At 59.2% G+C, this 22,940-nt stretch carries 13 protein-coding genes and 1 pseudogene; 4 read left to right on the top strand and 10 right to left on the bottom strand.

The window, feature by feature from the left end:
* Positions 1-6: 6 nt before the first annotated feature.
* Complete coding sequence (locus E1K68_RS00420; RefSeq protein WP_003195716.1) at positions 7-453, bottom strand: GNAT family N-acetyltransferase; 447 nt, start codon at positions 451-453, stop codon at positions 7-9.
* Complete coding sequence (locus E1K68_RS00415) at positions 450-1,088, bottom strand: FMN-binding negative transcriptional regulator (protein ID WP_212613654.1); 639 nt, start codon at positions 1,086-1,088, stop codon at positions 450-452. Before E1K68_RS00415 ends, E1K68_RS00420 begins: the two co-directional genes overlap by 4 nt.
* 87 nt (positions 1,089-1,175) lie before the next feature.
* Between E1K68_RS00415 and E1K68_RS00410 the strand changes: the two genes are divergently transcribed.
* Positions 1,176-2,714 (top strand): PLP-dependent aminotransferase family protein, encoded by a 1,539-nt coding sequence (locus tag E1K68_RS00410; RefSeq protein ID WP_003195713.1) that lies wholly within the window; start codon positions 1,176-1,178, stop codon positions 2,712-2,714.
* A gap of 7 nt (positions 2,715-2,721) precedes the next feature.
* Here E1K68_RS00410 and E1K68_RS00405 read toward each other — a convergent pair whose 3' ends face one another.
* The 7 genes from E1K68_RS00405 to E1K68_RS00375 all read right to left on the bottom strand — a co-directional run bounded on the left by E1K68_RS00405 (position 2,722) and on the right by E1K68_RS00375 (position 17,985).
* A complete protein-coding gene (locus E1K68_RS00405) occupies positions 2,722-7,332 on the bottom strand; it encodes a DUF6543 domain-containing protein (RefSeq protein WP_212613653.1) in 4,611 nt (1,536 codons plus the stop codon).
* Positions 7,333-7,472: 140 nt separating this feature from the next.
* Positions 7,473-12,062 (bottom strand): hypothetical protein, encoded by a 4,590-nt coding sequence (locus tag E1K68_RS00400; protein WP_212613652.1) that lies wholly within the window; start codon positions 12,060-12,062, stop codon positions 7,473-7,475.
* Between the two features lie 124 nt (positions 12,063-12,186).
* Positions 12,187-13,278 (bottom strand): polyamine ABC transporter substrate-binding protein, encoded by a 1,092-nt coding sequence (locus E1K68_RS00395; protein WP_212613651.1) that lies wholly within the window; start codon positions 13,276-13,278, stop codon positions 12,187-12,189.
* A complete protein-coding gene (locus E1K68_RS00390) occupies positions 13,275-14,309 on the bottom strand; it encodes a histone deacetylase family protein (protein WP_212613650.1) in 1,035 nt (344 codons plus the stop codon). Before E1K68_RS00390 ends, E1K68_RS00395 begins: the two co-directional genes overlap by 4 nt.
* Positions 14,310-14,442: 133 nt before the next feature.
* Positions 14,443-15,435 (bottom strand): AraC family transcriptional regulator, encoded by a 993-nt coding sequence (locus E1K68_RS00385; protein ID WP_003195702.1) that lies wholly within the window; start codon positions 15,433-15,435, stop codon positions 14,443-14,445.
* 50 nt (positions 15,436-15,485) lie between these two features.
* Complete coding sequence (locus E1K68_RS00380) at positions 15,486-16,463, bottom strand: asparaginase (protein ID WP_034134093.1); 978 nt, start codon at positions 16,461-16,463, stop codon at positions 15,486-15,488.
* 76 nt (positions 16,464-16,539) lie between these two features.
* A complete protein-coding gene (locus E1K68_RS00375) occupies positions 16,540-17,985 on the bottom strand; it encodes an alanine/glycine:cation symporter family protein (protein ID WP_003195697.1) in 1,446 nt (481 codons plus the stop codon).
* Between the two features lie 628 nt (positions 17,986-18,613).
* Between E1K68_RS00375 and E1K68_RS28115 the strand changes: the two are divergent.
* The 3 genes and pseudogenes from E1K68_RS28115 to E1K68_RS00365 all read left to right on the top strand — a co-directional run.
* A pseudogene (locus E1K68_RS28115) lies at positions 18,614-18,811 on the top strand (PAAR domain-containing protein); the annotation flags it as partial.
* 252 nt (positions 18,812-19,063) lie between these two features.
* The gene (locus E1K68_RS00370; protein ID WP_309298516.1) at positions 19,064-20,026 is read left to right on the top strand and encodes a hypothetical protein; all 963 of its coding nucleotides are present in this window, start codon (positions 19,064-19,066) and stop codon (positions 20,024-20,026) included.
* Positions 20,027-20,892: 866 nt separating this feature from the next.
* On the top strand, positions 20,893-21,282 hold the full coding sequence (locus tag E1K68_RS00365) for a hypothetical protein (RefSeq protein WP_212613649.1): 390 nt from the start codon (positions 20,893-20,895) through the stop codon (positions 21,280-21,282).
* A gap of 73 nt (positions 21,283-21,355) precedes the next feature.
* Here E1K68_RS00365 and E1K68_RS00360 read toward each other — a convergent pair whose 3' ends face one another.
* Positions 21,356-22,582, bottom strand: a complete 1,227-nt coding sequence (locus E1K68_RS00360) for a hypothetical protein (protein WP_212613648.1) — start codon at positions 22,580-22,582, stop codon at positions 21,356-21,358.
* Positions 22,583-22,940: the final 358 nt, after the last annotated feature.

Genomic DNA, 22,940 nt, shown 5'->3' with positions numbered 1-22,940 from the left:
CGCTCCTTAGAGACCTTTGCGAAATTGAATGAAGCCTGGGCGTTCGGCGATGCGCTCATAGAGCTGGATCGCCGTGGCGTTGGTCTCATGGGTCAACCAGTGCACCTTGCAGCAGCCATCGGCCTTGGCGGTGGCGTAGACGAATTCGATCAGCTTGCGACCCACGCCCGTGCCACGTTGGGCCGGGTCTACCAGCAAGTCCTGCAGGTAGCAGGAGTTCTCGATGCTCCAGTTGGAGCGATGGTAAATGAAGTTGACCATGCCCACCGCCTTGCCGTCCTGCCAGGCCAGTGCCGAATGGGTCGGCTCGCTGGGATCGATCAGGCGCTGCCAGGTGCTCTGGCTGACGGCGTCCGGCAGTTCGGTGTTATAGAACTTCAAGTACGCCTGCCACAGCGGCAGCCAGGCGGCGTGGTCGGCGGCGCTGACCTGGCGAATGTCGATCAAGCTCATTCTGAAACTCCTTGAGGAATAAAGCGGGCCAGGGTCTGGTCGCGTACATCGGCACTGGCGGCCAGGCCATCACGGACACCGGCCATGTCGGCGGCGCTGCGGTTCTGGCTGAGTTTGCGTTTGCCCACCAGGCGCTCGATCGGCAGGGCGAAGCCGACGATGGCTTTGAGCATGCCGTCAATGTAGTCCGCCGGTGCGTCGCTGACACGCCAGGGCTGGGCGCGGCCGCTTTCATGGCGGTCGGTAAGAGCCGTGACCACCTTGAGCAAGTGCTCGGCGTCGCTGAACACTTCGGGCTTGCCATAGGCGTGCACGGCGATGTAGTTCCAGGTTGGCACCACTTTGCCGTGCTCGGCCTTGGCGGGGTAAAACGCCGGGCTGATATAGGCCTCGGCACCCGCGAAGATCACCAGTGCCTCACTGCCGTTTTGCAGCTCGCGCCATTGCGGGTTGGCTTTGGCCAGGTGGCCGTACAGCGTGCCGTTGGGTCCTTCATCGGGGTTGAGCAGCAAGGGCAAATGGCTGGCTTGCAGGCCGTTTTCACCCACGGTGACCAACTGCGCCAAGCGGGTGTGCTGGATCAGTTGCTGGATTTCGGGCAAGTCATCGAGAGCAAAGGCGCGGGGTGTGTACATGGAGATTTTCCTTGGCGAATGCCTGCATCCTAGGCAGGCTATTGGTTCGTTGTAAGAGCCATCTAGCGCTAATTTCATAGGTCCAATATGCCGCCCATTTCGCCGCCGTTGTCCTTCAACCCTGCCGGTATCGAGTTGGACCGCCGCCAGGGCCTCACGCGCCAGCTTTATGAGGCCCTGCGCCAGCGGGTATTGGATGGGCGATTGGTCAGTGGCACGCGGCTGCCCGCGACCCGCGATCTGGCGGCGGCATTGTCGATTTCCCGCAACAGCGTGGTGCGCGCCTACGATCAGCTGTACGCGGAGGGGTTTATCGAAAGCCGGGTCGGTGATGGCACCTATGTTGCCCAATTGCCGATGGCCAAAAAATTATCCACAAAAGTATCCACAGGGTTGTCAACAGGCTTATCCCCAGGGTTATCCACAAAATGGGCGAATTTGCCCGAGGATCTGGATGACGAAGTTATCCACAGTGCCGGGTTGGCGCGGGTGAAAGACCACCATCTGCCACAGCCGCCGTTGGGACCGCCTCGGGCATTTCGGGTGGGCGTACCCGCCTTCGACCTGTTCCCGTTTGAGGTCTGGGCCAAGCTGAATGGGGCGTTCTGGCGCAAGCCCGACCTGGAACAGCTGTGCTATGGCGACCCGGCAGGCGATGGCCGCCTGCGCGGTTTGATCGCCGCGTACCTGCGCAGCTCGCGGGGCATGCAATGCACGGCTGAACAAATTGTGATCACCAGTGGCGCACAGCAGGCCATCAGCCTTTGTGCACAGTTGCTGGTGGAACCCGGAGAGGGTGTGGCGGTGGAAAACCCCGGCTATCGCGCGGCCGGCCATGCATTTGCTTTGGCGGGCGGGCGGCTGCATGGCGTGCCGGTTGACGGCGAAGGCATGGATTGCCAGGTGCTCAGTACCCTCAATGATTGCCGCGTGGCGTATGTCACGCCTTCCCATCAATACCCGCTGGGCGTGGTGATGAGCCTGGCGCGGCGCCTGGAGCTGTTGGCCTGGGCCGAACGTTCAGGCGGTTGGATCGTGGAAGACGATTACGACGGCGAGTACCGCTACAGTGGTGCGCCGCTGTCACCGTTGGCTGCGCTGGATCGCAATGGCCGCGTGCTGTACGTCGGCACCTTCGGCAAAGTGGCGTTTCCGGCGTTACGCCTGGGTTACCTGGTGTTGCCACCAGGCCTGGTGCAAGCCTTCACCCGGCGCCGCGCCGTGGATATGCGTCATTCCGAAGTCAGCACCCAGGCGGTGATGGCCGAGTTCATGGCGACGGGGCATTTCCAGCGTCACATTCGCCGCATGCGTCGCGCTGCGTTGAGCCGACGCAATGCCTTGCTGGCCGGTTGGCCCGACGGGTTGCCCGGCGTCGGCGTCTTGCCCAGTGTGGCGGCGGGGCTGCACATGACGGTGCGCGTGGATAGCCTGGCCCGTGAGCAGGCGCTACTCACTCAGGCCCACGCGGCCGGTGTGGAAATCAACGGCCTGAGCAGCTATTGGCTGACCGGCCCCAGCCCACCGCCGGACCAGCGTGCCGGCCTGGTGATGGGTTTCGCCGCCGTGCCCGAAGCCGACATCGCACAAGCGCTGGCCCGTTTGCGCCAGGCGTGGTTGCCGTAAAACGCGTTCAGCTTTTGAAGAACAGTGAAGTGGCCAGTGGTTTACCAATCCTGCGGCGGTGAATCTCGATGGTGTCCCAGTCGCTGGGGCCGGTACGCTGGCGAGCACCTCCTAAGCGTTGTTGTTCGCGGGTCTTCAGGTGGTCTGCGGTGAAGTCCTCCAGCGCCGCACCTTTGGCGTCATAGTGAAAGTGCGCATACCACAGCACCGTGCCGCTCTCTTTATCGCGAATCTCGTACTCGTCCAGATAGTCCTTGTTGGGCCCTTTCAGGGCACGGCGGCTGACGACCTTGACGATACTGATCAGCCCTTGGCTGTGCAGCCACTCGACACGCTCGGCGGTGGGTGCTTGATGCTTGATCATCTCGATGTAGGTTTTTCTGCCTAGCCGATAGAAGCGTTGCGCGGCATCGCTGAGGTCGCGGTTGGTCGTGGCGGCGGAAGTATGATCGCTTTCGGTGAGGTTGCGCTGGGTCAGGGCTTCTTCGATGTTGTTTGAGGCTCTTTCCAAGTCTCTTGCATAGCCATCGAACATATCTTGAATGTCCTGCGGGGCATGCCAGGGTTTCTTGGTGAAGCTCTGGTATTTGCGGATTTCCGCTTGTTCGCCATCCAACAACGCTTGGCCTGCGTTGATGCTGATGTCCAGGTCCACGGTGGCAGGCGTGGGCTGCTGTGACGGGGTTTTCTCCCTCTTGACCCAAACACCGGGTGCCTTCTCGTGGAACGTGGCGATCACCTTGCCGGTCATGCCTGTCTTGACATCGACCAGCGTACTGTCGCTTTCACGCGGTTCGCCCATCACCAAGCCGTGATGGCGCGTTTTGATCACTTTGCGCCGTGGTGGTGGTTTTGCCTTTGAGCTACCGGGTTTGGGCTCCAGGTTTTTTCTCTCTCTGAGCAACTGTGCCAGGTCGTGCACGGCCCGCTGCTTGAACTCGTCAATCTGCTGGCGAAAACTTTCCAAACGGCTTTTGAGCAAGTGCTGCGGGTAATCGGCATGCAGGTCCAGCAGGCGTTCATCAGCGCTGGAAAATTGCTCAACCAGGCTGTTGAGTACGTCAATACGCTCCTCCAGCGACGTGCTGTCGGCCCGTTCCATCATCTCACTGAAACTTTCGACGTTGAGTTCGGCGGTATCGGCGATCTGGCCCATCCGTTCACGTAGCGTGGCGGGAATCTGGCGCTGCTCTTCATCGATACACAGGTAACGGACCAAGCCGATTTCCAGGGATTTGAGTTCATCGAGATTGAGCTGCGGTAACTCCTGCTTGCTTTTCAGAATGACTGCGGCGCCTGCATCCCCCAGCTCTTCGAGATCGTCGAACCGATCATTTATGAAGGTCAAACGCTCGAGGATCGCCTGGTTCTGAATGGACAGGGCTTGTGCGGTGCTTGCCTGGCGTTTGTAGTCAATGTCTACCTCCGCTTCGAGGATTGAAGATGACGCCCTCAAGGCAACTTGGTAGCTCACCAACTGCTGTTGCAAGGCAAGCTGTGTCAGTTGCACCTGTTGTTTCAGATACCCGCTCATATTGCTCTGATAGGTAGGTACGGCGTCGATGGTACTCAACGACTTCAACTGGCTGATCGCTTCGTCGTACTCCGTCATCCGGCTATCGACTTTGCCGATGAACGACGCACGCCGCAGGTCGGTGGAAGGGCCGGGAGTTGCGTCCGGCGCAGGCATTGATTCAAGTACGTCCAGCTGTTTACTGGCGGCAACTGCGTCAAAGGTGTTGAGCTGGGCCTTAAGTTGCGGGATGCGCTCAGTTTGGTTGACCTTGACGGCTCGGCGTTGTTTTCGAAGGCCTGCGCCGCGCAGCCGCAGCCGGACGTCGACAAACCATTGGCCCGCCAGGTTGCCGATCAACGGTGGGCCGGTACGCAAGGGGTCCTTGGGGTCGACGATAATGACGCTGTCGTTGTCATCCACCTTCACCTCGAACCAACGCTCGCCCACCGGCGCATACCACTTGTCTGCAAGCGGATAGAGATTCAGGTGACGACCGGGGGTCTTGTCTTGTTCGCCCAGCATCTCGGGTTTGGCGATGTTGAAGCTGTTGAGTGTCGTGCCCAGCCCCAGGCGGCTATGGCTCAGGGCACCGCGGGTGTGCACGGCGCCTTGATGCTGGGCGGGCAGTTGGTTGTCGGTAAGAGTGGCCTGTTGTACGGCGGTGTATTTTTTCTCGGTAATAGCCGGTTTGCCTGCTGTTTCGATCGTCGTTGTCGCGGATTCTGCCTCGGTTGTGGGGGTATCGAATTGCTTGAGCGGGCGCGGGTGGCGTAGGGCGATGTGCAGCGTCAGTGCCATGCCCAAGTTGAGGAACACATCCGCCAACGCTGTCCAGGAAGCGCTCTGGTCACCCTTGTTCACCGCCTCCCCGGCAGCTTGCAGATCGTCCATGATTTGCCAGATCCAGGCGGCAACCCCGAGGGTGCGGCCCATGAAGGGCAGGGCGGCATTGAATATCTGCCAGCCGGCATGTCGCAACGTCGCCCAACGTTTTTGCACGTTGGACACTGACTGGCGTGTAGCCAACTCGACCATCGCATTGGCGTTGGTCTTGAATAGCGTCGTCAGGGTGTCATTACCCACTTCTTCATCGCTCAGCGTTATCGGGCCGCTCATGTAAAGCACGGTGAGCGGTTCTACCAGCGCGCGCACCACGGTCCAAGGCGAGGGCAGGGTGTCTGGAAAAACGTATTGGGCATAGTTGAAGCGCTGTGCTTCAGGCAACCAAGCCAACACCGACTCGCGCAAGGCGTGCTCGTGTTTGATGGCGTATAGCAGGTTTTGCCGCGACGCAAATTGCATCAGGGCCGGTTCCATCAGGGGTCGATAAAGTATGCAGGGGCCAGCCTCGGAACGCCTCGGGCCGATCACGAACATATTGGCGACCACATCTTGCTCATGGCCAGGGCGCAGGGTGGGCATGAAAGCCAGGTTTCGGATGACGATTGGCTGTCCGTCGACATGGCGCTCATGTACCTCGGCGTGCACCACCGCGGCGACGTAGCGGTAACCGAGCTCATCGATGCCGTTCTGATTGCGGATTTTCATCTGCAGGGCCAACAGCGGCAGTTGGATTTGCAGGTGGCGGGTATAGAGCTGCTGTCGGTGGCTCGATTGCTGCGGGTCATCGAGCAGTTTCTGTTTGACCAGGGCTGGGTAGTACTGGCCGATGTCGATGTCTTCGATGACGTCTTTCAGATAACGGTAGGTCAGCCAGGCGGGTGCGTTATTGTCCTTGCCGTTGTAGTGCACCGTCGCGTTGCCGGTGGGCAGGCCGGTAAGGTTTTCCAGGGCCAGGTCGATCAGGCTGCGACGAGTGATATCCACCGCCCCGGGAACGACAAACGTACCCCACAGCACCGGGCTCTCGATCACAATCTCAACTTTTTCCAGGTTCAGGTTCACGTCCTTTTCGGGGGCGCGGATACGGCTTTGCAACTGTGACAGGGCATAGTCACGAATAGGAGGGATGCCATCCTGAAAGGTCTCCCCATGGTAATGGCTATGCAGGAGGGCCATGTCGATCAGGTAACGGCTGTAAGCGGTAGTATCAGAGTCGGTCGCCGAGGCTAGCCAATCTGGAATTTGCTGATGAACCTCGCGGATATTCGACAGTTGATGGTCGCTCATCTCTTCGATGCTGGGCATGATACGGACGAGGGTGGGGGCCTGCATCTGCTCCGGCAGACGGGATTCGCCCAGGCTGCCGATGGCTTGGATCTGCAGCGAAATCAAGTTGCAGGCCAGTGCATCGAAGAAGTTGCCGTCAGGCTCGTACAGGCGCCATTGCAAGGTGGTGTCCTGCTCTGGCGCACTCAAGCGCGCGGGCAGCGAGGCGCCGAACTTGTCCAGTGACTCGAACGTCTCGTATCCGTTCACCAACGAGTACGTGAGGACCATCTGGCGCTTGTCGTGCTCGCCCACCAATACGGTGAGGTCCAGAAAGCTAGTGTGGTGGGGCTGGCCGTCCTTGAGGATATCGATATCTACCAGGTAGGCATGGCTGTCGTAAGGGTCTTTCAGCGATCGCCTGGCCCGGTCGGGTTCCTGGAAAACCGTACGGGCCATGGTGCATTCGTGTTCACCCAGGCCTTGCTCTTCAGTGATGTTCCATACCTTTTTCAGGGTGTTGGAAAAGGCCTGCCAGCGCGGACCGGTGCTGTCGTTGGAGGCGTTCCAGAAGTCCAACTGCTGTTCCTGTGCGGCGGTGAACAGCAGGTCGGACAATTCGTTGATCAGGCGGGCGATGTCATCGATTTTTACCGCCAGATGCACAGGCACCGCAGCGTTCGGTTGCAACGTGAGGAAGTGTTGGCCGTCGATGTAGGTCACTCTCTCGTCGGACAGTGCCTGATGTGCCAACACCGAAGTGAGTGACTCGACAAAGGGCGGCGCGCGCTCTATGGCGTTTTCGACCACCTGCCATTGAGGGCTGACCACCACGGCCAGGTCGGGATCGATGTTGAGCGTGGGGTACAGCTCCTTGAGTGCCGAGCGCAGTGTGGCGGCGGCGACTTCCCGGGTGGAGGGGCCGGTGGTCAATTGGGTGAGCACTTCATAGGTACTGGGTGGGCGGTGGTTGTTAGCGATGTCATTGGGCATGTGCCGCTCCTCTGCATTCGATGGCCCGGACGGGCATCAGGAGTCGGCAAGTTAGCGAGCGCCGGTGTGACGAGGGCGGTAGATACGTCGAGGCGCAGCCGTTCAGTGTGGGACAAGCACCCTCGCCACAGGTGGGTGATTTATTTCACGTTGAAAAACAACCGTCGTGCCTGGTCCAGATTGATTTCGCTGAGATAGATCGCGGTTTTCTGCTTCTCGCTAAGGCCGTTGAGGGTATCGGCTTCTTCGCCCCGCCCGTGCTCTTGTGGCGTTTTGAGGCGTGCGCGCAAAAACGCCTTGGCGGGCACCCAGTCGGTGGAGTAATGGAAATGGGCATACCACAGCACGCTTCGGTCGTTGCGGTTACTGATGGTGTACTCGTCCAGATAGTCCTTGTCAGGGCCTTTGATTCGGCGGCGCTTGACGGTTTTCTTGATGACGATCTCGTTGTTTTGCATCAGCCATTCCACACCTTGCACAGTGGGTGGGTGCTTTTTGATTAACAGCGACTTGTAGCTTCGCGCCTCGCTGTAAAGGGCTTGCACTGCTTCGCTGAGTTGTTTGTTGACAACCGCCGCTGAGCCTAGGCGGCTGTCGGTGATATTGCCTTCGGTCAAGGCCTGTTCAATGTTGGCCGAGGCCTGCTCCAATTTCAGCGCGTGCTGGTGATACAGCCATTCGATGCCGATGGCGCTGCGTTCCGGCTTGGCCGCTTGCTCGGCGGCACGTTGCTTGAAGGCTTGTAACTGGTCTAACAGATCTTGTGCCTGATTGACGCAGGTGGCGACATCAAGGGTAGGGGGGGACGATGCTTCGACGGGGCTCTCGCGCTGCACCCAGATGCCTGCGGGTTTTTCGTGAAAGGTCGCGATGATCTCGTCGTTGAGCGGTGATCTGATATCCACCAGTCCGGTTTCCTCGCCTAGGGCTGAGCGGCGGGGCTCCCCAATCAGAACGCCGTTGTAGCGCGTATAGATGATTTTTTTCCTGGTTTTTGGAGGGGTGGGTGGCGGTGTGGGTCGGCTTCTGAGTGCTTCGCGGGCATTGTGCAGCAACTCCAGGTGACCCACGGTTTCGTTGTAGAAACCACGGACTTTTTCACGCAGGCGTGTGAGCGGGCTGGTCAGCGCGACGTCGTTGAACTCCTGGGCAAAATCCTGCAGGCGTTCATCAATGATGTTGAATTGCTCCACCAGGCTGGCGAGGATTTCGATGCGTTCGTCCAGCCGCGACTCGCTGCGCTCCAGCAGACTTTCACGAAAACTCAGGATGGTCAGGTCGGCGCTGTCGACAATACGGTCGAGGGCATTCCACGCATCCAGTGCGGTGGTGCTGCTCTCGTCCACGCACAGGTTACGCGCCATCGTTACCTGCAGGGCCCTGAGGTATTGGGCGGTGTAGGCCGGCAAGTGCTTGCGGTGCTCGCGAATGGCTTCGAAGCCTTTCTTGCCCATTGCCCTGAGTTGATTAAAGCGCGATTCGATGTAATTGAGGCGCTCGATCATGTCCTGGCTCATATCGGTCAGGGCCCGGGCATCGTCAATCTGACGATCCTGCGGGTGGCTGATCTGATGCTTGATCTGGTCCAGCACGGCTTCGAGCTTGGGCGTAAAGGTGACTTGAGCCTCGCGTATCCCGGTTTCGCTCAGCTTCAGCTCGGCGTCTACATAGCTAACGGCTTGCTCCTGATAGGTTGCGGTCGGCGCGAAGACGTTCAAGATCTTGAGTTGTTGCAGCGCCGATTCGTAGCTGTTTCTCTGGGTTTCGAGTTTCTGCAGGTAGGTGTGACGGCGGGCCTGGGCCGACGTGCTGGCCTGAGGATCGTCCATGGCCACTCGCGCCTGTTGCAGCTGCTCTTGCGTGGCCGTCTTGTCTTGCTCGAATTGTGACAAGCGCTGTTGGGCCTTATCGGCCTCGGCCTGCGCGTCGGTCTGCGACTTTTGCTGCTGTTTCTTGGGGCCGCCGCCGCGCAGGCGCAAGCGTGTGTCGATGAACCATTGGCCCCTGGCGTTGTGGATCAATGCCGGGCCTGTGCGTTCAGGCTTCTTGGGATCGATGATGACCACCGGCTCATCCTCGCCGACGCTCACCTCGAACCAGCGCTCCCCCACGGGGGCGTAGTAGTGCTGCGCCTGGCGGTACAGGTACTGGTACTGGCCTTCGGCAGTTTCAACGGTGCCCAGGTTTTGCGGTTTACTGACCTTGAAGCTGTCGAGCAGTTTGACGAGTTCACCTGGGGCGCGCTTGATTGCGCCATCGATGTGCAAATGAGGTGCGGGCAGCTCATGAGATGCCGACGGCTGTTGTTTGACCGTGACGTCTTTGGCGGTTGTCGCCTTCGGCAATGCTGGCCTGGACTTGCGTGGGTAACCGGGGCGGTGGCTGCGGCTGGCGACGTGCAAGGTGATTGCCATGCCCAGATTGAGGAGCACATCGGTGAGCGCCGACCACTCGGCCTGCTTTTCACCGTGTTCCTGAGCCTCGATAAAGTTCTGCAGTTGATCGACCACCTGCCAGATCCACGCCGCCGTGCCTACGCTACGACCGAGAAAAGGCAGCACGAGATTGAAGATCAGCCAACCGGCGCGCTTGAAGGTGGCCCAGCGGTTTTCGGCGTTGGAGACCGATTGCCGATCGGCCAGTTCGATCAAGGCATCAGCGTTGGCTTTGAACAGCGCGTAGAACCGATCGCCGTTGAGTACCTGCTCACCCAGCGTCATGGGCCCGCTCATGGTCCACAGCTTATCGGGCTCTATCAGGGCATCGGCTACCTGCCAGGGGGATGGCAGCGTGCCGGGAAATACATAATTGGCATAGTCGCTGCGCACGGCTTCCGGTAGCCAGGCCAGCACCGACTCGCGCAGGCTGCTCGACTGCGAGATCGCATAGATCAGATTGGCCGGTGACGGGAACTGCATCAGTGCCGGCGTGAACATCGGCCGATACAGCAGGCAGGGTCCCGCCGCCGGGTCGTCGGGGCCGATCACATACATGTTAGCCACCGTGTCCAAAGAAGCCGACGTGCGCCGTAATGGCCGAAAAGCCAATGGCCTGAGCACAAGGGTTTGTCCGTCCACTAGACGGTCAGTGGGGTCGTCCTGTAAGACGGCGGCCACGTAACGGTAGCCACGCTCGTCGATACCTTCCTGCTGGCGAATCTTGGCTTGCAAGGCCTGCATCGGCAGCTGGATACGCAGGTGCTGTTTGAAGAGCGTTTTACGGCGCGAGGATTCCTGCGGGTCATCCAGCAGTTTCTCTTTGACCAGGGCGGGATAGGTGCTGCCGATATCGACAGCGGTGACCAGTGATACAACATAATCCGCGTCCAACCATTCGGGCAGGTTGAAGCCATTTTCGGTCTTGAGAGAGCGATTACCGGTCGGCAGCGCAATCAGATTCTGCAGGGCCAACTCGGCCACGCTGAAGGTGCTGGTGTCGAACTGACCCGGCACCACGAAGGCGCCCCAGATGACCGGGCTTTTTACCTCCAGCCGGATTTTATCCAAGGGAACGTTGGCGCTGTCAGGATGATCCTTGAGCATTTGCGCTTTGGCCATCTTCAACGCGTACGCTTCGATGGAAGGGATATCGTCCAGGTAGGAGCGGCCGTCGTTCTGGCTGTGCAGCGCAGCGAGGTCCTTCAAGTGGCGAGCGAAGAAATCCTGGTCTGCGTTGGAGGCATTCATCAACCAATCGGGCAATTGGCTCTGATACCACGCAAGGTCGGGGCTTTTATCCGTCGCAAGGGGGACGACGGCGGGCGGCGTGCCCACTGCGACATCAGCGGCGTGGGTGTGATGCACGTCTGAAAAATCAATGTCACCCACGGCCTCCACCAGCACAGACACCAACGCGCAAGCTTGCTGATCAAAAAAATTGCCCTCGGGTTCGTACAGGCGCCAATGGATTTCCTGCTTTGCGGTAGAGCCCGGCAAATGCTCAGGCAGCGAATGGCCCAGTTGCTCCAGCGAAGGGAATTTTTCATAACCCTTGAGCAGCGAATGCATGAGGATCGAGGTTTGCCCTTCATGTTCGCCGAGCAGTACCGCGATCACCACCTCATTGCGGTGTGTCACTTGTTCTGCGTCGATTCGGTCGATTTCAATCAGGCAGGCCTTGAGGTTATAGGGGTCTTTACCCTTGCGGTCGGCTTTATCGGGGGACGTGAACAGGGTGCGCGCCATGGCGCATTCGGTGGCGCTCCAGTCATCGGCGGTCTCAACGTTCCAGATCGCTCGCAATACGCTCGACAGTCGCTGCCAGTGAGCGCCGTTGCCGTTGGTCTGGTTCCAATAATCGACCAGCTGTTGCTGGAAGGCCCGCAGCATGACCGGGGCCAGCACGTTGAGGGTCTTGGCTATTTCACAGATGCGCACGGGCAGGTGCACCGCTGGTTCGACGATCGGTTGCTGGGTGAGAAAGTGCTCGCCCTCGATGTACAGGGCGGGCTCGGCCACGACGGCCTGTATCGCGAGGATTTCACTGAGCGACTGATAATGCGTGGGGCCGGCGACGATCTCATTGTCGATCAATTGCCAGGTGGGTGTACCGACCATGGCGATGTCCGGGTCAATATCCAGCGTTGGGTAGTGTTCTCGCAGCGACTGGCGCAACAAGTGGGACGCGGTCTCCCTGAATGAGGGACCGACGTAGAGTTCGGTGAACAGCGCTGAACGTTCATCCAGGCGCTTTGCGTTCGTAGAGGGCGTGTTTGCAGCGGCTGAGGTCATGAGGCTTCCCTGTCTGGCCGATTGATGGAAATAACCCGAGGTCCAGGCTCGGGTTTTCCATGCTAGGGCTCGGCCAGCCGGGGAGGCGGTGCTTACGTAGGCCTACTGTAAAATCTGCAGGGCGTTACCTGCCGGATTTGATCTTGGTCCAGGCCCGCGTCCTGGCGCGTTCGGCTTTGCTGTCCAGGGGTTTGAGGGTATAGAGCGTGGCCATGGCTGCGTCGGTCGGGTACAGGTTGGGGTTGTTACGAATGGCTGGTTCGACCAACCCGCTGGCATCCTTGTTGGGGTTGGGGTAACCGACAAAGTCGCTGATCGGCGCGATCACGTTGGGTTGCAGCAGGTAGTTGATAAAGGAGTAGGCGTCGCCCGGGTTGCTGGCGCCCTTGGGGATGGCGAGCATGTCGAACCAGATCGGCGCGCCTTCCTTGGGCAGGCGCATGTCCACGGTCACGCCATTCTTGGCTTCCTTGGCACGGTTGGCGGCTTGGGAAAAACTGCCGGAGTAGCCCACCGCCACGCAGATATCGCCGTTGGCGATGTCGGCCATGTATTTGGAGGAGTGAAAGTAGGTGATGTACGGGCGGATCTTCATCAACAGGGCTTCGGCCTTGTCGTAGTCCTTGGGGTTGCTGCTGTTGGGGTCCAGGCCCAGGTGCTGCAAGGCCAGGGGCAGGATCTCCGAGGGCGAGTCCAGCAGTGCGACGCCGCATTGCTTGAGCTTGCTGATGTTCTCTTCCTTGAAGATCAGGTCCCAGCTGTCCACGGGGGCGTTGTCGCCCAGGGCCGCCTTGACCTTGGCGGGGTTGAAGCCGATCAGGATGGTGCCGTACATGTAGGGCACGGCGTATTGATTGCCGGGGTCGTTGGCCTCGATCAGCTTCATCAGCTTGGGATCGAGGTGGTTCCAGTTGGGCAGTTGGCTGCGGTCCAGGGGCTGGAACACGCCGGCTTCGATCTGTTTGGCCAGGAACACGTTGGACGGTACCACCACGTCATAGCCGGAGTTGCCGGTGAGCAGTTTGGCTTCCAGGGCTTCGTTGGTGTCAAAGATGTCGTACACCAGCTTGATCGACGGGTGCTGGGCCTTGAAGTCTTCCAGCGCCTTGGGCGTGATGTAGTCGAACCAGTTGTAGACCTTCAGGGTTTTTTCTTCGGCCTGGGCTGCGCCGCTGACAACCACGGCGCACAGGGCGAGCGACTTGAGTATGTTCATTGGGCTGCTTCCTCGAAACCTTCCAGCACGTTGACGGCGTTGATGCCGATTTCTTCCACCGCGTAGCCGCCTTCCATCACGAACAGCGTGGGTTTGCCCAGGCGCGCAATGCGTGCGCCCATGGCTAGGTAGTCGGGGCTGTCGAGCTTGAACTGCGAGATAGGGTCGTCCTTGAACGTGTCCACGCCCAGGGACACCACGATGATGTCGGCAGCGTAGCCCTCGATCTCGGCGCAGGCCTGTTCCAGCGCCGCGCTCCAGGCCTGCCAGCCGGAGCCCGCCGGCAACGGATAGTTGAAATTGAAACCCGCGCCTTCGCCTTCGCCGTGCTCATCGGCATAACCGAGAAAGAACGGAAACTCTGCCTCCGGATGGCCGTGAATCGAGGTGAACAGCACGTCGCTGCGCTCATAGAAAATCGACTGCGTGCCGTTGCCATGGTGGTAATCCACGTCGAGGATCGCGACCTTTTTGCAGCCCTGATCAAGGAACGCCTGGGCCGCGATGGCCGCGTTGTTGAGGTAGCAATAACCGCCCATCAAATCGCTGGCGGCGTGATGCCCCGGCGGGCGGCACAGCGCGAAGGCACTATGGGCGCCATGGGCGATAGCGGCCTGGGCGGTGAGGGCAACTTGTGCTGCGCTGTAAGCCGCTTGCCAGGTGCCGGCGGTGATCGGCGCGCCACCGTCGAAGCTGTAATAGCCCAACTGGCCGTGCAGGCTGGTGGGCAACACGCGGCGCAACGTGCGCGCAGGCCAGGTGTAAGGCAGCAGGTCGCCGTCCTGGCCGTATTCGGTCCAGCGTTGCCAGGCGCCTTTGAAGAAGTCGAGGTAGTCGCGGCTGTGGATACGTTGCAGCGGTGCCAGGCCGAAATCCTCCGGGGCCTGCACCGGGCCCAGTTCGCGGTCCTTGACCCGTTGCAGCACATGGTCGGCGCGCGAGGGCATTTCGAAGCAGGGCATCAGTTGCCCGTCCATCAGCTCACAGCGGCCATGGTGCAGGTGGTGATCGTCCGAGTAGATCGTCAGCATGTTGTTGTTCTCCGCAGGCTGTATTCGTGAGTGCAGTCTTGCGGCGCACGCGGTTTATGAGAACGACAGGAGCGGCCAAAAGGGGATCAATATGGCCAAAGTGTGTGTCCGCAATTCGCCCCTCATTGGCGCGTCATGCACGAAATTGGCTCGGCGTGACGCCGCTCCAGCGCACGAACGCATGCCTGAAGCTTGCCGTTTCGCTGAACCCCAGCGTCTCGGCAATCCGGTGGATCGGCCACAGGCCGTTAGCCAACAACTGTTTGGCGCGTTCGAAACGCAGCTCATCGAGCAGTTCCTGATAGCTGCAACCCAGGTTGTGCAGGTGCCGGCGCAGGGTGCGCGCAGAACAGTTCATCTGCTGAGCCAGGCCATCGAGCCCAGGTGCGGCGTGCAATTGTGCAGCCAGCAGCTGGCGGATTCGCCCCAGCCAGGCCTCGCGCCCGGTGAATTCGGTGTTCTGTTTGCGGCAACGTTCGACCATGGCCTGGTGGGTGACCGCGTCGGCCAGGGGCAAAGGTTGGGCGAGCCAGCGTTTATCAAAGGCGAACGCGTTGGCGATAGCCTGAAACTGCAGCGGGCAGTCGAAGCTCTCGGCGTAGCGGGCCTGATAATCCGGCGCATCGTGCTCGAACCGAGCGCCCAGCAACGGCAGTGGATGGCCGAGCAGGTCGTCGCAAATGACCTTCAGTGATCCCAGGCACAGCTCGACATTGAAGGCAGTCAGTGCCGGGTTTTCGCGGTAATCGCCGGCCGTGAACCAGATACGCTCGCCGTCCTCTTCCAGGCTCAGTTCGAAGAGTGTTCCCAACAGCGCCGGATACCGCAGGGCCAGGCGCAAAGCGTCACCGAAAGTGGCACTGGTGAGCAGGGCATAGCCCAGTAGGCCGTACGAGGAAACATGCATACGCCGTCCAACGATCAGGCCGATATCACGCTGATGGGCCACGGCATTGGCACACACTTGCATCTCCTGATGTGTGGCGATACGCGTGTCGGCGCGGCTCAAATCCGCCGCACAGATGCCGCTGCCGGCCAGCAATGCTTCAGGGGGCAAGCCTTCGACCTCGAAGGTACGCAGCACTAGGGAAACGGCATTGAGGGTGGTGAGGTGGGAATGCAGCATGGGAACTTCCAGCCAGGGGATAGCTGGAAGTGGAGCAAGTTACATGCCGGTCAGCTCAGCTCGCCGCACAGGTCCAATTCCACCAGGCGACGGATTTCTGCGCTGTCCAGCCCCGCGCCGATCAAGGCGTTGAGCTTGCCGAAGGCCGCTTCTCGGGTCATGCCGCCGCCGGACAGTACACCCACGCTGCGCAGGCGGCTGCCGGCTTCGTAGACATCCAGTTCCACGCCGCCTTCATGGCATTGGGTGATTGCAACCACTACCACCTCTTGATCCTGCGCACGTTTCAGGCTGGCGAGGAAGGCCGGATTGTCACTTGGCCCGGTGCCGCTGCCGAAGCATTCGAGTACCAATGCCTGGATGCCGCTGTCGATCAATGCATCCAGTTGCGCGGCAGCAATGCCAGGAACCAGCGGCAGGACACCAACGTTGGCCGGGGCCTTGTCGTTGCGGTAGGCCAGCGCGGCGGGAAGCTTGTCTGCCAGCGCAACACCGCCATTGCGTTGCAGTGCGGCAAACGGGTTGCGCCCAAAACTGCGAATCTTCGCGCAGCGAGTCGGCGCCATCAGCGCGCCGTGGAAGTACAGGTGCACACCCGGCTTCAGGCCTTCGCCCAAGGCCGTCAACGCACCGCTGACGTTCTCCCAGGCATCGCTATCCGGTACACCCGCTGGCAGCATCGAACCGGTGAACACCACCGGCGCCGGCAGGCCCAGCAGTTGGAAGCTCATGGCCGCCGCGCTGTAGGCCAGGGTGTCGGTGCCGTGCAGGATCAGCACGGCGTCGCAGCCGGCATCTACCGCCTCGACCACGGCGCTGCGCAGGCGTTGCCAGTAGGCAGGGTTCATGTTGGCGCTGTCGATCAGTGGCGACATTTCCTGGAAGCGCCACGCGGGCAGGTCTGCGCCGGCAAACTGTTCACGCATGCGCACTTCAAAACCAGACGCGGGCGCCAGGCCGTTGGCGCTGGCCTGCATGCCAATGGTGCCGCCGGTATAGAGCACCATCACGTTATTAGCTGATTGCATCGAAAATCTCCTGAACGAAAAACGCCGCCGGGCCCAGAGCATGCCCAAGGCCGGGCGGCGTGTCATCTAGCTGCGATTAACGTTGCGCTTGAGCGCTCAGTTCCGCTGCCGGGGCCGTTTCGGTTTTCACCGGGTTGGCCGGCCATGCCTTGCGGTCCAGGTCCAGGTCGGGGAACTGGCTGGAATCGAACACCGGAGTCTTGATGCCCGCCGCGCGCTGGTTGTCGTAGTCATTGAGGATGCGCATGGCAATCTTGAACAGGAACGCCAGGGCGAACAGGTTGACGAACGCGAGCATGGTCATGGTGATGTCGGCGAAGGCGAATACCGTGCTCAGGTTCTCGATCGAGCCCCAGAAAATCAGCACCAGCACCAAGGCGCGATAACCCATCAGCACCTTGCGGTTGTTACCGACCAGGAAGCGCAGGTTGCTCTCGCCCAAGTAGTAGTTGTACATGATCGAGGTGAACACGAACAACGCCAGGGCCACCGAGATGAACATACGGCCCCAGTCACCGACTACCGCCGCCAGGGAGTTCTGGGTCAGGGCAATGCCGTCACCTTCAAAGCCTGGGGTGTAGAAACCGGACAGCAAAATCAGCAACGCAGTACAGGTGCAGATCACGAAGGTGTCGAGGAACACGCTGAACGCCTGCACCACGCCTTGGGCGATCGGGTGTTCTACCGACGCCACTGCCGCCACGTTAGGCGCACTGCCCAAGCCTGCTTCGTTGGCGAACACGCCGCGCTTCACACCCATGATGATCGCACTGCCCACCAGGCCACCGAAGGCTTGGTCGAGGCCGAACGCGCTCTTGACGATGGTCGCGAGCATGGCCGGTACATGGTCGAATTGCAGCACGATCACGTACAGGGTCACGGCGATGTAGACCAGGGTCTTGACCGGCACCAGCAGGTCGGCAATCGAGGCGATACGCTTGATCCCGCCGATGAACACCAGGCCCAGCAACACCGCCAGCGCAAGGCCGGTGTAGGTGGTGTCGAGGCCGAAGGCGTTGTTCAGCGAGTGCGTTACAGCGTGGGCTTGCAGGCCGTTGAAGGCAAAGCCGAAGGTCACCAGCAGCAGGAACGCCATGACCATACCCAGCCAGCGCTTGTGCAGGCCGTGCTGGATGTAATAGGCCGGGCCGCCACGGTAGGTGCCTTCAGCGTCGGTGCGCTTGTACAACTGGCCGAGGGAGCACTCGATAAAGCTCGAAGACATGCCCACCAGCGCGGTAACCCACATCCAGAACACGGCACCCGGGCCACCCAACGTCACGGCAATGCCGACACCGGCGATGTTACCGGCACCCACGCGGCCCGCCAAGCTGAGCATCAGCGCCTGGAACGAGCTGAGTTGGCCGGCGCTGCTCTTGAGGCTGTCTTTAAACACCGAGAACATGTGGAAAAAGTGACGCAATTGCACGAAACGCGAGCGGATCGTGAAATAACCGCCGAGCCCGACTATGAGCACGATCAGTACTTTCCCTGAGAGGAAGTCGTTGATGACTTCGAGCATGGAGTGTTCCTCGCTGATTTTTCTGATGGCAAACGCAGGACGGTCCGACGCATCGCTCGGCACCAGGCAGTGCACGACGCTCGATCCCCATCCTTTTGCGGGTGTTGTTATTCATGCGCTTTCGCGGTGTACCCGGGCCTCGTTATCGACGGCCGCAGACGCGAAGAGGGGCGGCACTATACCTAGGTGCGCGCCAGCCGTCTGCAAGGGGCGTAATTGACCGAGGAACGGTCAATTGGAAAAATCGCGCCGGGGCCGATAAATAGCTTACCTGTGGCGAGGGAGCTCGCTCCCGTTGGACTGCGCAGCAGTCCCATTTTCCGGGGCCGCTTCGCGTCCCAGCGCAAGCTTGCTCCCTCGCCACAACAGCCATTTGACGACTGTGCCTGGAAACGTTGGTGGCAACGAGTAATACGCGCCCGGTGCCCGGCATCGGGCGCCGCAACCCATCAGATTTATACGACAAAACTCACGGAATCGTCCGACTTTACCCTAAGTAAATCCCTCTCCAAAGTTTGGCTTGCCGCTGACTTTCCCTTACTCGTTTACCTCGATTGAAATGCGTCACGCGTATCGAGGCGGGGAGGAAAGCACGGCCAAAACACCATATGGATAAAGGGTAAAAACAATGAGTGAAGGGCACTTTGTTGGTCTAGGTGACAAAACTACATGCGGCGGTAAGATTCTCGACGGTGACGCCAGGGTAAATATGCACGGTGTTCTCCATGCGCGCGAAGGCGACCGAGTGACGTGCGGGAAACATGCAGGGACTTACCAGATTCTAGGCGGCATTTCCCATATTCAAAGTCATGGAAAACGTGTCGCTGGCACGCTGGACAGCTTCAGCAGTTGCCCCTGTCGAGCTCGCCTGGTTCCCTCGGTGTACTCGGCCACCTACGTAAACCAGAGCGCCCCATCACCCATGGGCCAGAGAGTTGCTCCATCGAGTGCATCAGCTGTAAACGGTAGCCCTGCAGCACCGCATCAATCTGGTTTCGTGCCATCCGCTCATACAGTGCCAACGCCATTCAACGGTGCGCACGGCCAGGAGCCAGGCTTCTATATCGTGCCCCAGAGCATGACCCGCGAGGCGCTGGAAGCCACACTTTTTCCGACGCTCGACCCGGCTGTAATGCGCAAGTTTCAGGCACTGAATCCCAATACCGGCAACGTCAAAGCCGGCTCGATGATCGTGCTCAGCGATCCGAACAACACCTCCTGCACCTATCAGGAAGCGCAACTGATGCAGGCGGCTCAACACGTCAGCGCATCTCTGGATGAGCTGACGCCGGACGAGGCCGACTTTCTGTATCGCCATGGTGCTGAAATCGCCGGTTTCATCGGCCACACCTCAACCTGGTTAGGTGTCAGTGCGGTGGTGATGGAAAAGCACCTGAGCAATCTGCGCGAAACCCTGCAGGCCATGGAGCGCCTGCATCAGGACAGCTATCGGCAGCACGGACACCTTAGGTCACCGCAGTTCTTTGCTGATCGCCAGCGGTTGATGAATCAGTTGGATGCTCATCTGCTCAACTCCACGCGCCTGCGCGGCCAGACAACCTTGGGCGATCACCCCAAGTTGAAAACGGCCCTGGGTATATCCAGTCGCAGCTTGGTACATCACTGGGACAAGGCGGGTGGGCCGGGTCAGATTCCGGGGTATGCGGCTCATGTGGAGGCGACGAGTCGGGCCGCCAAATACATGAAGACGGGCGGCTACATCGGGATTGGTATTGGCGGTGTTTCGTCGGTTTTGGCTATTCAACAGATATGTACCGGCGATTCGATTACGGCTTGTGAGAAGATTAAGTTTACTGAAGTTGGGAAATTTGGTGGGTCTACTATCGGTGGTTATATGACTGGAAAAATCGCCCAATCAGCGAGTGGCCCCATCTGCTTGGCGCTTGGCGCCTCTACTGGTATCGGTGGTGTTGTCTGCGTCGCGGCTGTCGTGGGAGCTGGCGCCTGGCTGGGAACGACTGTCGGAGGTATGAAGGGCGAAGAGTTAGGAGAGAAGTTGTATGAGAAAACCTTGCCATGATATCGGAGGATTTTTGGAACTCTTGGGTAGGTATCTGGCTTGTGGCTGGCCCGTTCCTGCTGGGAATTGCCAGTATTGTATACAGTCTTTATCTCAGCCATCGTCACTTGAGCTCCATAAAGCATGCTTTGAAGAATAGTCGCTATGTTTATCTTTGGGGGCCGAGTCTAGGAAAACGAGGCTTGGTTTGGTCTCTCTTGGAAATAGCAAAAATCACAGGGATGATAATGATGCCGAGGGCGTATATTCAGCTAGGAGATCTAGACTCTGACGATATAAAAAACTTTCCTCCTTATCTGAAGTTTCTATTGAAGATTGATTTTTTAATGTTGGTGAGTGGTGTCGTTTGGCTAGCAATTATATCTATGTTACAGGCGCTTAAGTAACTTGGTATGGCTACTGAGTGCTGGGGGCCGGCATTCAGTATGCCCTGCCGGCATCTGGTATATCACTAGGGGTAAGGCTGATGGACCGGGGCAGATTCCGGGGTATGTCGCTCATGTGGAGGCGGTCAGCCGTGCCACGAAGTATATGAAGGCCGGTGGTTATATCGGTATAGGCCTTGGCGGGGTGTCTTCGTTGCTGGCTATTGAGCAGGTGTGTAAGGGTGACTCTGGGGAGACGTGTGAGAAGGTCAAGTTCACGGAATCGGGAAAGTTCGGCTTGTCCACCGCTTTCGGTGCTTTAGCCGGATGGGGGAGCGGACTTGCCAGTGGTCCGATCTGCTTGGCACTTGGTGCCTCTACTGGAATAGGGGGAGTTGTTTGCGTCGCCGCCGTTGTAGGGACTGGCGCATGGATAGGTACGACGGGCGGTGGAGCTGCGGGGGAAGTCATCGGGGAAAAAATTTATGAAGTGATTCAACGATGACCAATATCGATACGTGGAATCCTTGGATTGTGATCATCGTTATTGGTGCACCTACCCTTATCGGAGTTGCTGGCCTCGCATTCAGTCTGTACCTCACCCACCGTCACTTGGACGCCATAAAGGAAGCTTTGAAAAACAGCCGTTATATCTACCTTTGGGGAGACAGCCTCGGGAAGCGAGGGTTGATTTGGTCTCTTTTGGATATTTCAAAAATCGCTGGGATGGTCTTGTTGCCAAAGTCCTATATCCGCTTAGGCGACTTGGACCCTGTAGACTTTGAAAACTTCCCACCCTATCTAAAACGCCGTCTCACAATCGTTACGACGATGATCTTTACCGCCTTGATTTGGATGGCTGTTGTAGCCATTGCGCTGAAGTTCAGGTAACCCAAACGGGCCTCACCCAAGGCCCGATATCAGCAAAAAGCGAACTGCCAGCCCGCTCCCACAGGGGGGGATGTCAGAAGTAGTAGCCGATGTTGACGTTGGTGCGGTAATACCAGTCGTTGCTACCCACCGAATTGGTGCTGGTAAAGCCGCTGCCATTCTCCGCCCCGCCGTAGGGGTTGGCATTGCGCGCCCAGGTGAAGTCGACCCAGGCCATCACCGGCATCGCCAGGAACTGCGCGCCCACGGTGAACATCTGCGAGTCGTCCCAGGCGCTTTTGTCTTTCATCATCCGGCTGTAATCGCTGTACAGCTTGATCTTCTTCAGTTGCCCCAGCCGGGGCGTGTGGATGTCGTAGCCGACGTTGAGCGAAGCCAGGCTGGCCTTGGAGGCGATCAGGTACGCAGGCGTCAGGCCATTGCCGCCCATCAGCACTGAGTCGTTGCTCACCCCGGCCGGGTTTTCGGGGTCGTATTCGTAGCGGATGGCTTGGGTGGTGACGGTCCACAGGCCCTTGCTGATGATGGCGTGCACGCCGGCGGCCCAGTAGTCGCCATTGTCTTTGGTGGTTGCGTTGTACAGTTGGGCGGTGGCGAGTGAGGCACCGACTTCGGTCTTCCAGCCCTCGTTGTTGAACGTGCGCGCCACGCGGGCGTTGAATTGGTTGCGCTTCTCGTTGTCCTGGCGCGACTGGGTGAAGGCAATCGCGTTGTCATTCAAGTCGGCGTAACGCCCCACTTCCGGCGAGTAACGCAAATCGCTGGGCAGCATGCGCGGGAAGTAGCCGAGTTGCACGTCCCAATCCTGATCCTTGTAGCTGTATTTGAGGCCGGTGCCGGCACTCACCGCGTAGCCCATGAAGAACGGCAGGTGGTAGCTCCAGCCAAATTGCGGATAAGGCTCCAGACCGAAGGGTTTGAACGGCGCCCCCAGTTGCAGGTTGGAGTTGGGATTGAGCCGATAGCCCACGAACCCGCGGTCAATGGAACGCTTGCCGTCATCCTGGAACCAGTAGCCGATATCGCTGTAGAGTCTCTTGTAGGTGGCCTGCACATCCAGACGGAACGTGTCGAACAGAAACCTGCCGTTGTTTTCGGTGGTGTCCCAATGCTCGTCGCGATAGTTGGTACGCAACGCCCCGCCGATGTCCAGGCTGCTGTCGCCGCTATCGCTGCGCCAGGAAATATGCGGGAAAGGTTTGTTGGCGGCGTTGGCCCGTACCGGCTCGGAAGGAATGGGTTCTGCGGCGAAACTGCTGAAACTGGCAAACATCAATCCTGCACACAAGACGCGCTTCATAGAGACCTCTCTACCGGGTGATCGGCAACACTCGTCCGCTTGCCTTTAAAGGCAACTAAGGAGGGAGCGGGTCTTACCGGGTTTAAGTGTTGGTTCTTATTGTTTTATCGGCGAAACGCCGTTTAATCAGTGAATGCACAGGAGTAGAGCAGGAAGTGTGCCAGGCGGATTATTAGTTTGTGCTTTAAGAAAACATCATTAAAAACAGTTGTTTATATGGGAAACAAGCTGTTTGTATAACCCACGAAACAACCCGCAAGTGCGGTAACAAAGTTGCCCATGATAGGTGCGTATTTATTGCACGCTGCCAATGAAACGGGCACTTTGCGGGTGATCCTGTAGGAGCGAGCTTGCTCGC

The sequence above is a fragment of the Pseudomonas sp. B2021 genome, from assembly GCF_018135665.1.
GTDB lineage: Bacteria > Pseudomonadota > Gammaproteobacteria > Pseudomonadales > Pseudomonadaceae > Aquipseudomonas > Aquipseudomonas lactis.
This window is presented reverse-complemented; position numbering and strand designations above follow the sequence as displayed.

What these genes read in the sequence shown, in the direction of transcription:
- E1K68_RS00420 (WP_003195716.1), bottom strand. Translation starts at nt 453, where the DNA reads ATGAGCTTGATCGACATTCGCCAGGTCAGCGCCGCCGACCACGCCGCC.
- E1K68_RS00415 (WP_212613654.1), bottom strand. Translation starts at nt 1,088, where the DNA reads ATGTACACACCCCGCGCCTTTGCTCTCGATGACTTGCCCGAAATCCAG.
- E1K68_RS00410 (WP_003195713.1), top strand. Translation starts at nt 1,176, where the DNA reads ATGCCGCCCATTTCGCCGCCGTTGTCCTTCAACCCTGCCGGTATCGAG.
- E1K68_RS00405 (WP_212613653.1), bottom strand. Translation starts at nt 7,332, where the DNA reads ATGCCCAATGACATCGCTAACAACCACCGCCCACCCAGTACCTATGAA.
- E1K68_RS00400 (WP_212613652.1), bottom strand. Translation starts at nt 12,062, where the DNA reads ATGACCTCAGCCGCTGCAAACACGCCCTCTACGAACGCAAAGCGCCTG.
- E1K68_RS00395 (WP_212613651.1), bottom strand. Translation starts at nt 13,278, where the DNA reads ATGAACATACTCAAGTCGCTCGCCCTGTGCGCCGTGGTTGTCAGCGGC.
- E1K68_RS00390 (WP_212613650.1), bottom strand. Translation starts at nt 14,309, where the DNA reads ATGCTGACGATCTACTCGGACGATCACCACCTGCACCATGGCCGCTGT.
- E1K68_RS00385 (WP_003195702.1), bottom strand. Translation starts at nt 15,435, where the DNA reads ATGCTGCATTCCCACCTCACCACCCTCAATGCCGTTTCCCTAGTGCTG.
- E1K68_RS00380 (WP_034134093.1), bottom strand. Translation starts at nt 16,463, where the DNA reads ATGCAATCAGCTAATAACGTGATGGTGCTCTATACCGGCGGCACCATT.
- E1K68_RS00375 (WP_003195697.1), bottom strand. Translation starts at nt 17,985, where the DNA reads ATGCTCGAAGTCATCAACGACTTCCTCTCAGGGAAAGTACTGATCGTG.
- E1K68_RS00370 (WP_309298516.1), top strand. Translation starts at nt 19,064, where the DNA reads ATGACCCGCGAGGCGCTGGAAGCCACACTTTTTCCGACGCTCGACCCG.
- E1K68_RS00365 (WP_212613649.1), top strand. Translation starts at nt 20,893, where the DNA reads ATGACCAATATCGATACGTGGAATCCTTGGATTGTGATCATCGTTATT.
- E1K68_RS00360 (WP_212613648.1), bottom strand. Translation starts at nt 22,582, where the DNA reads ATGAAGCGCGTCTTGTGTGCAGGATTGATGTTTGCCAGTTTCAGCAGT.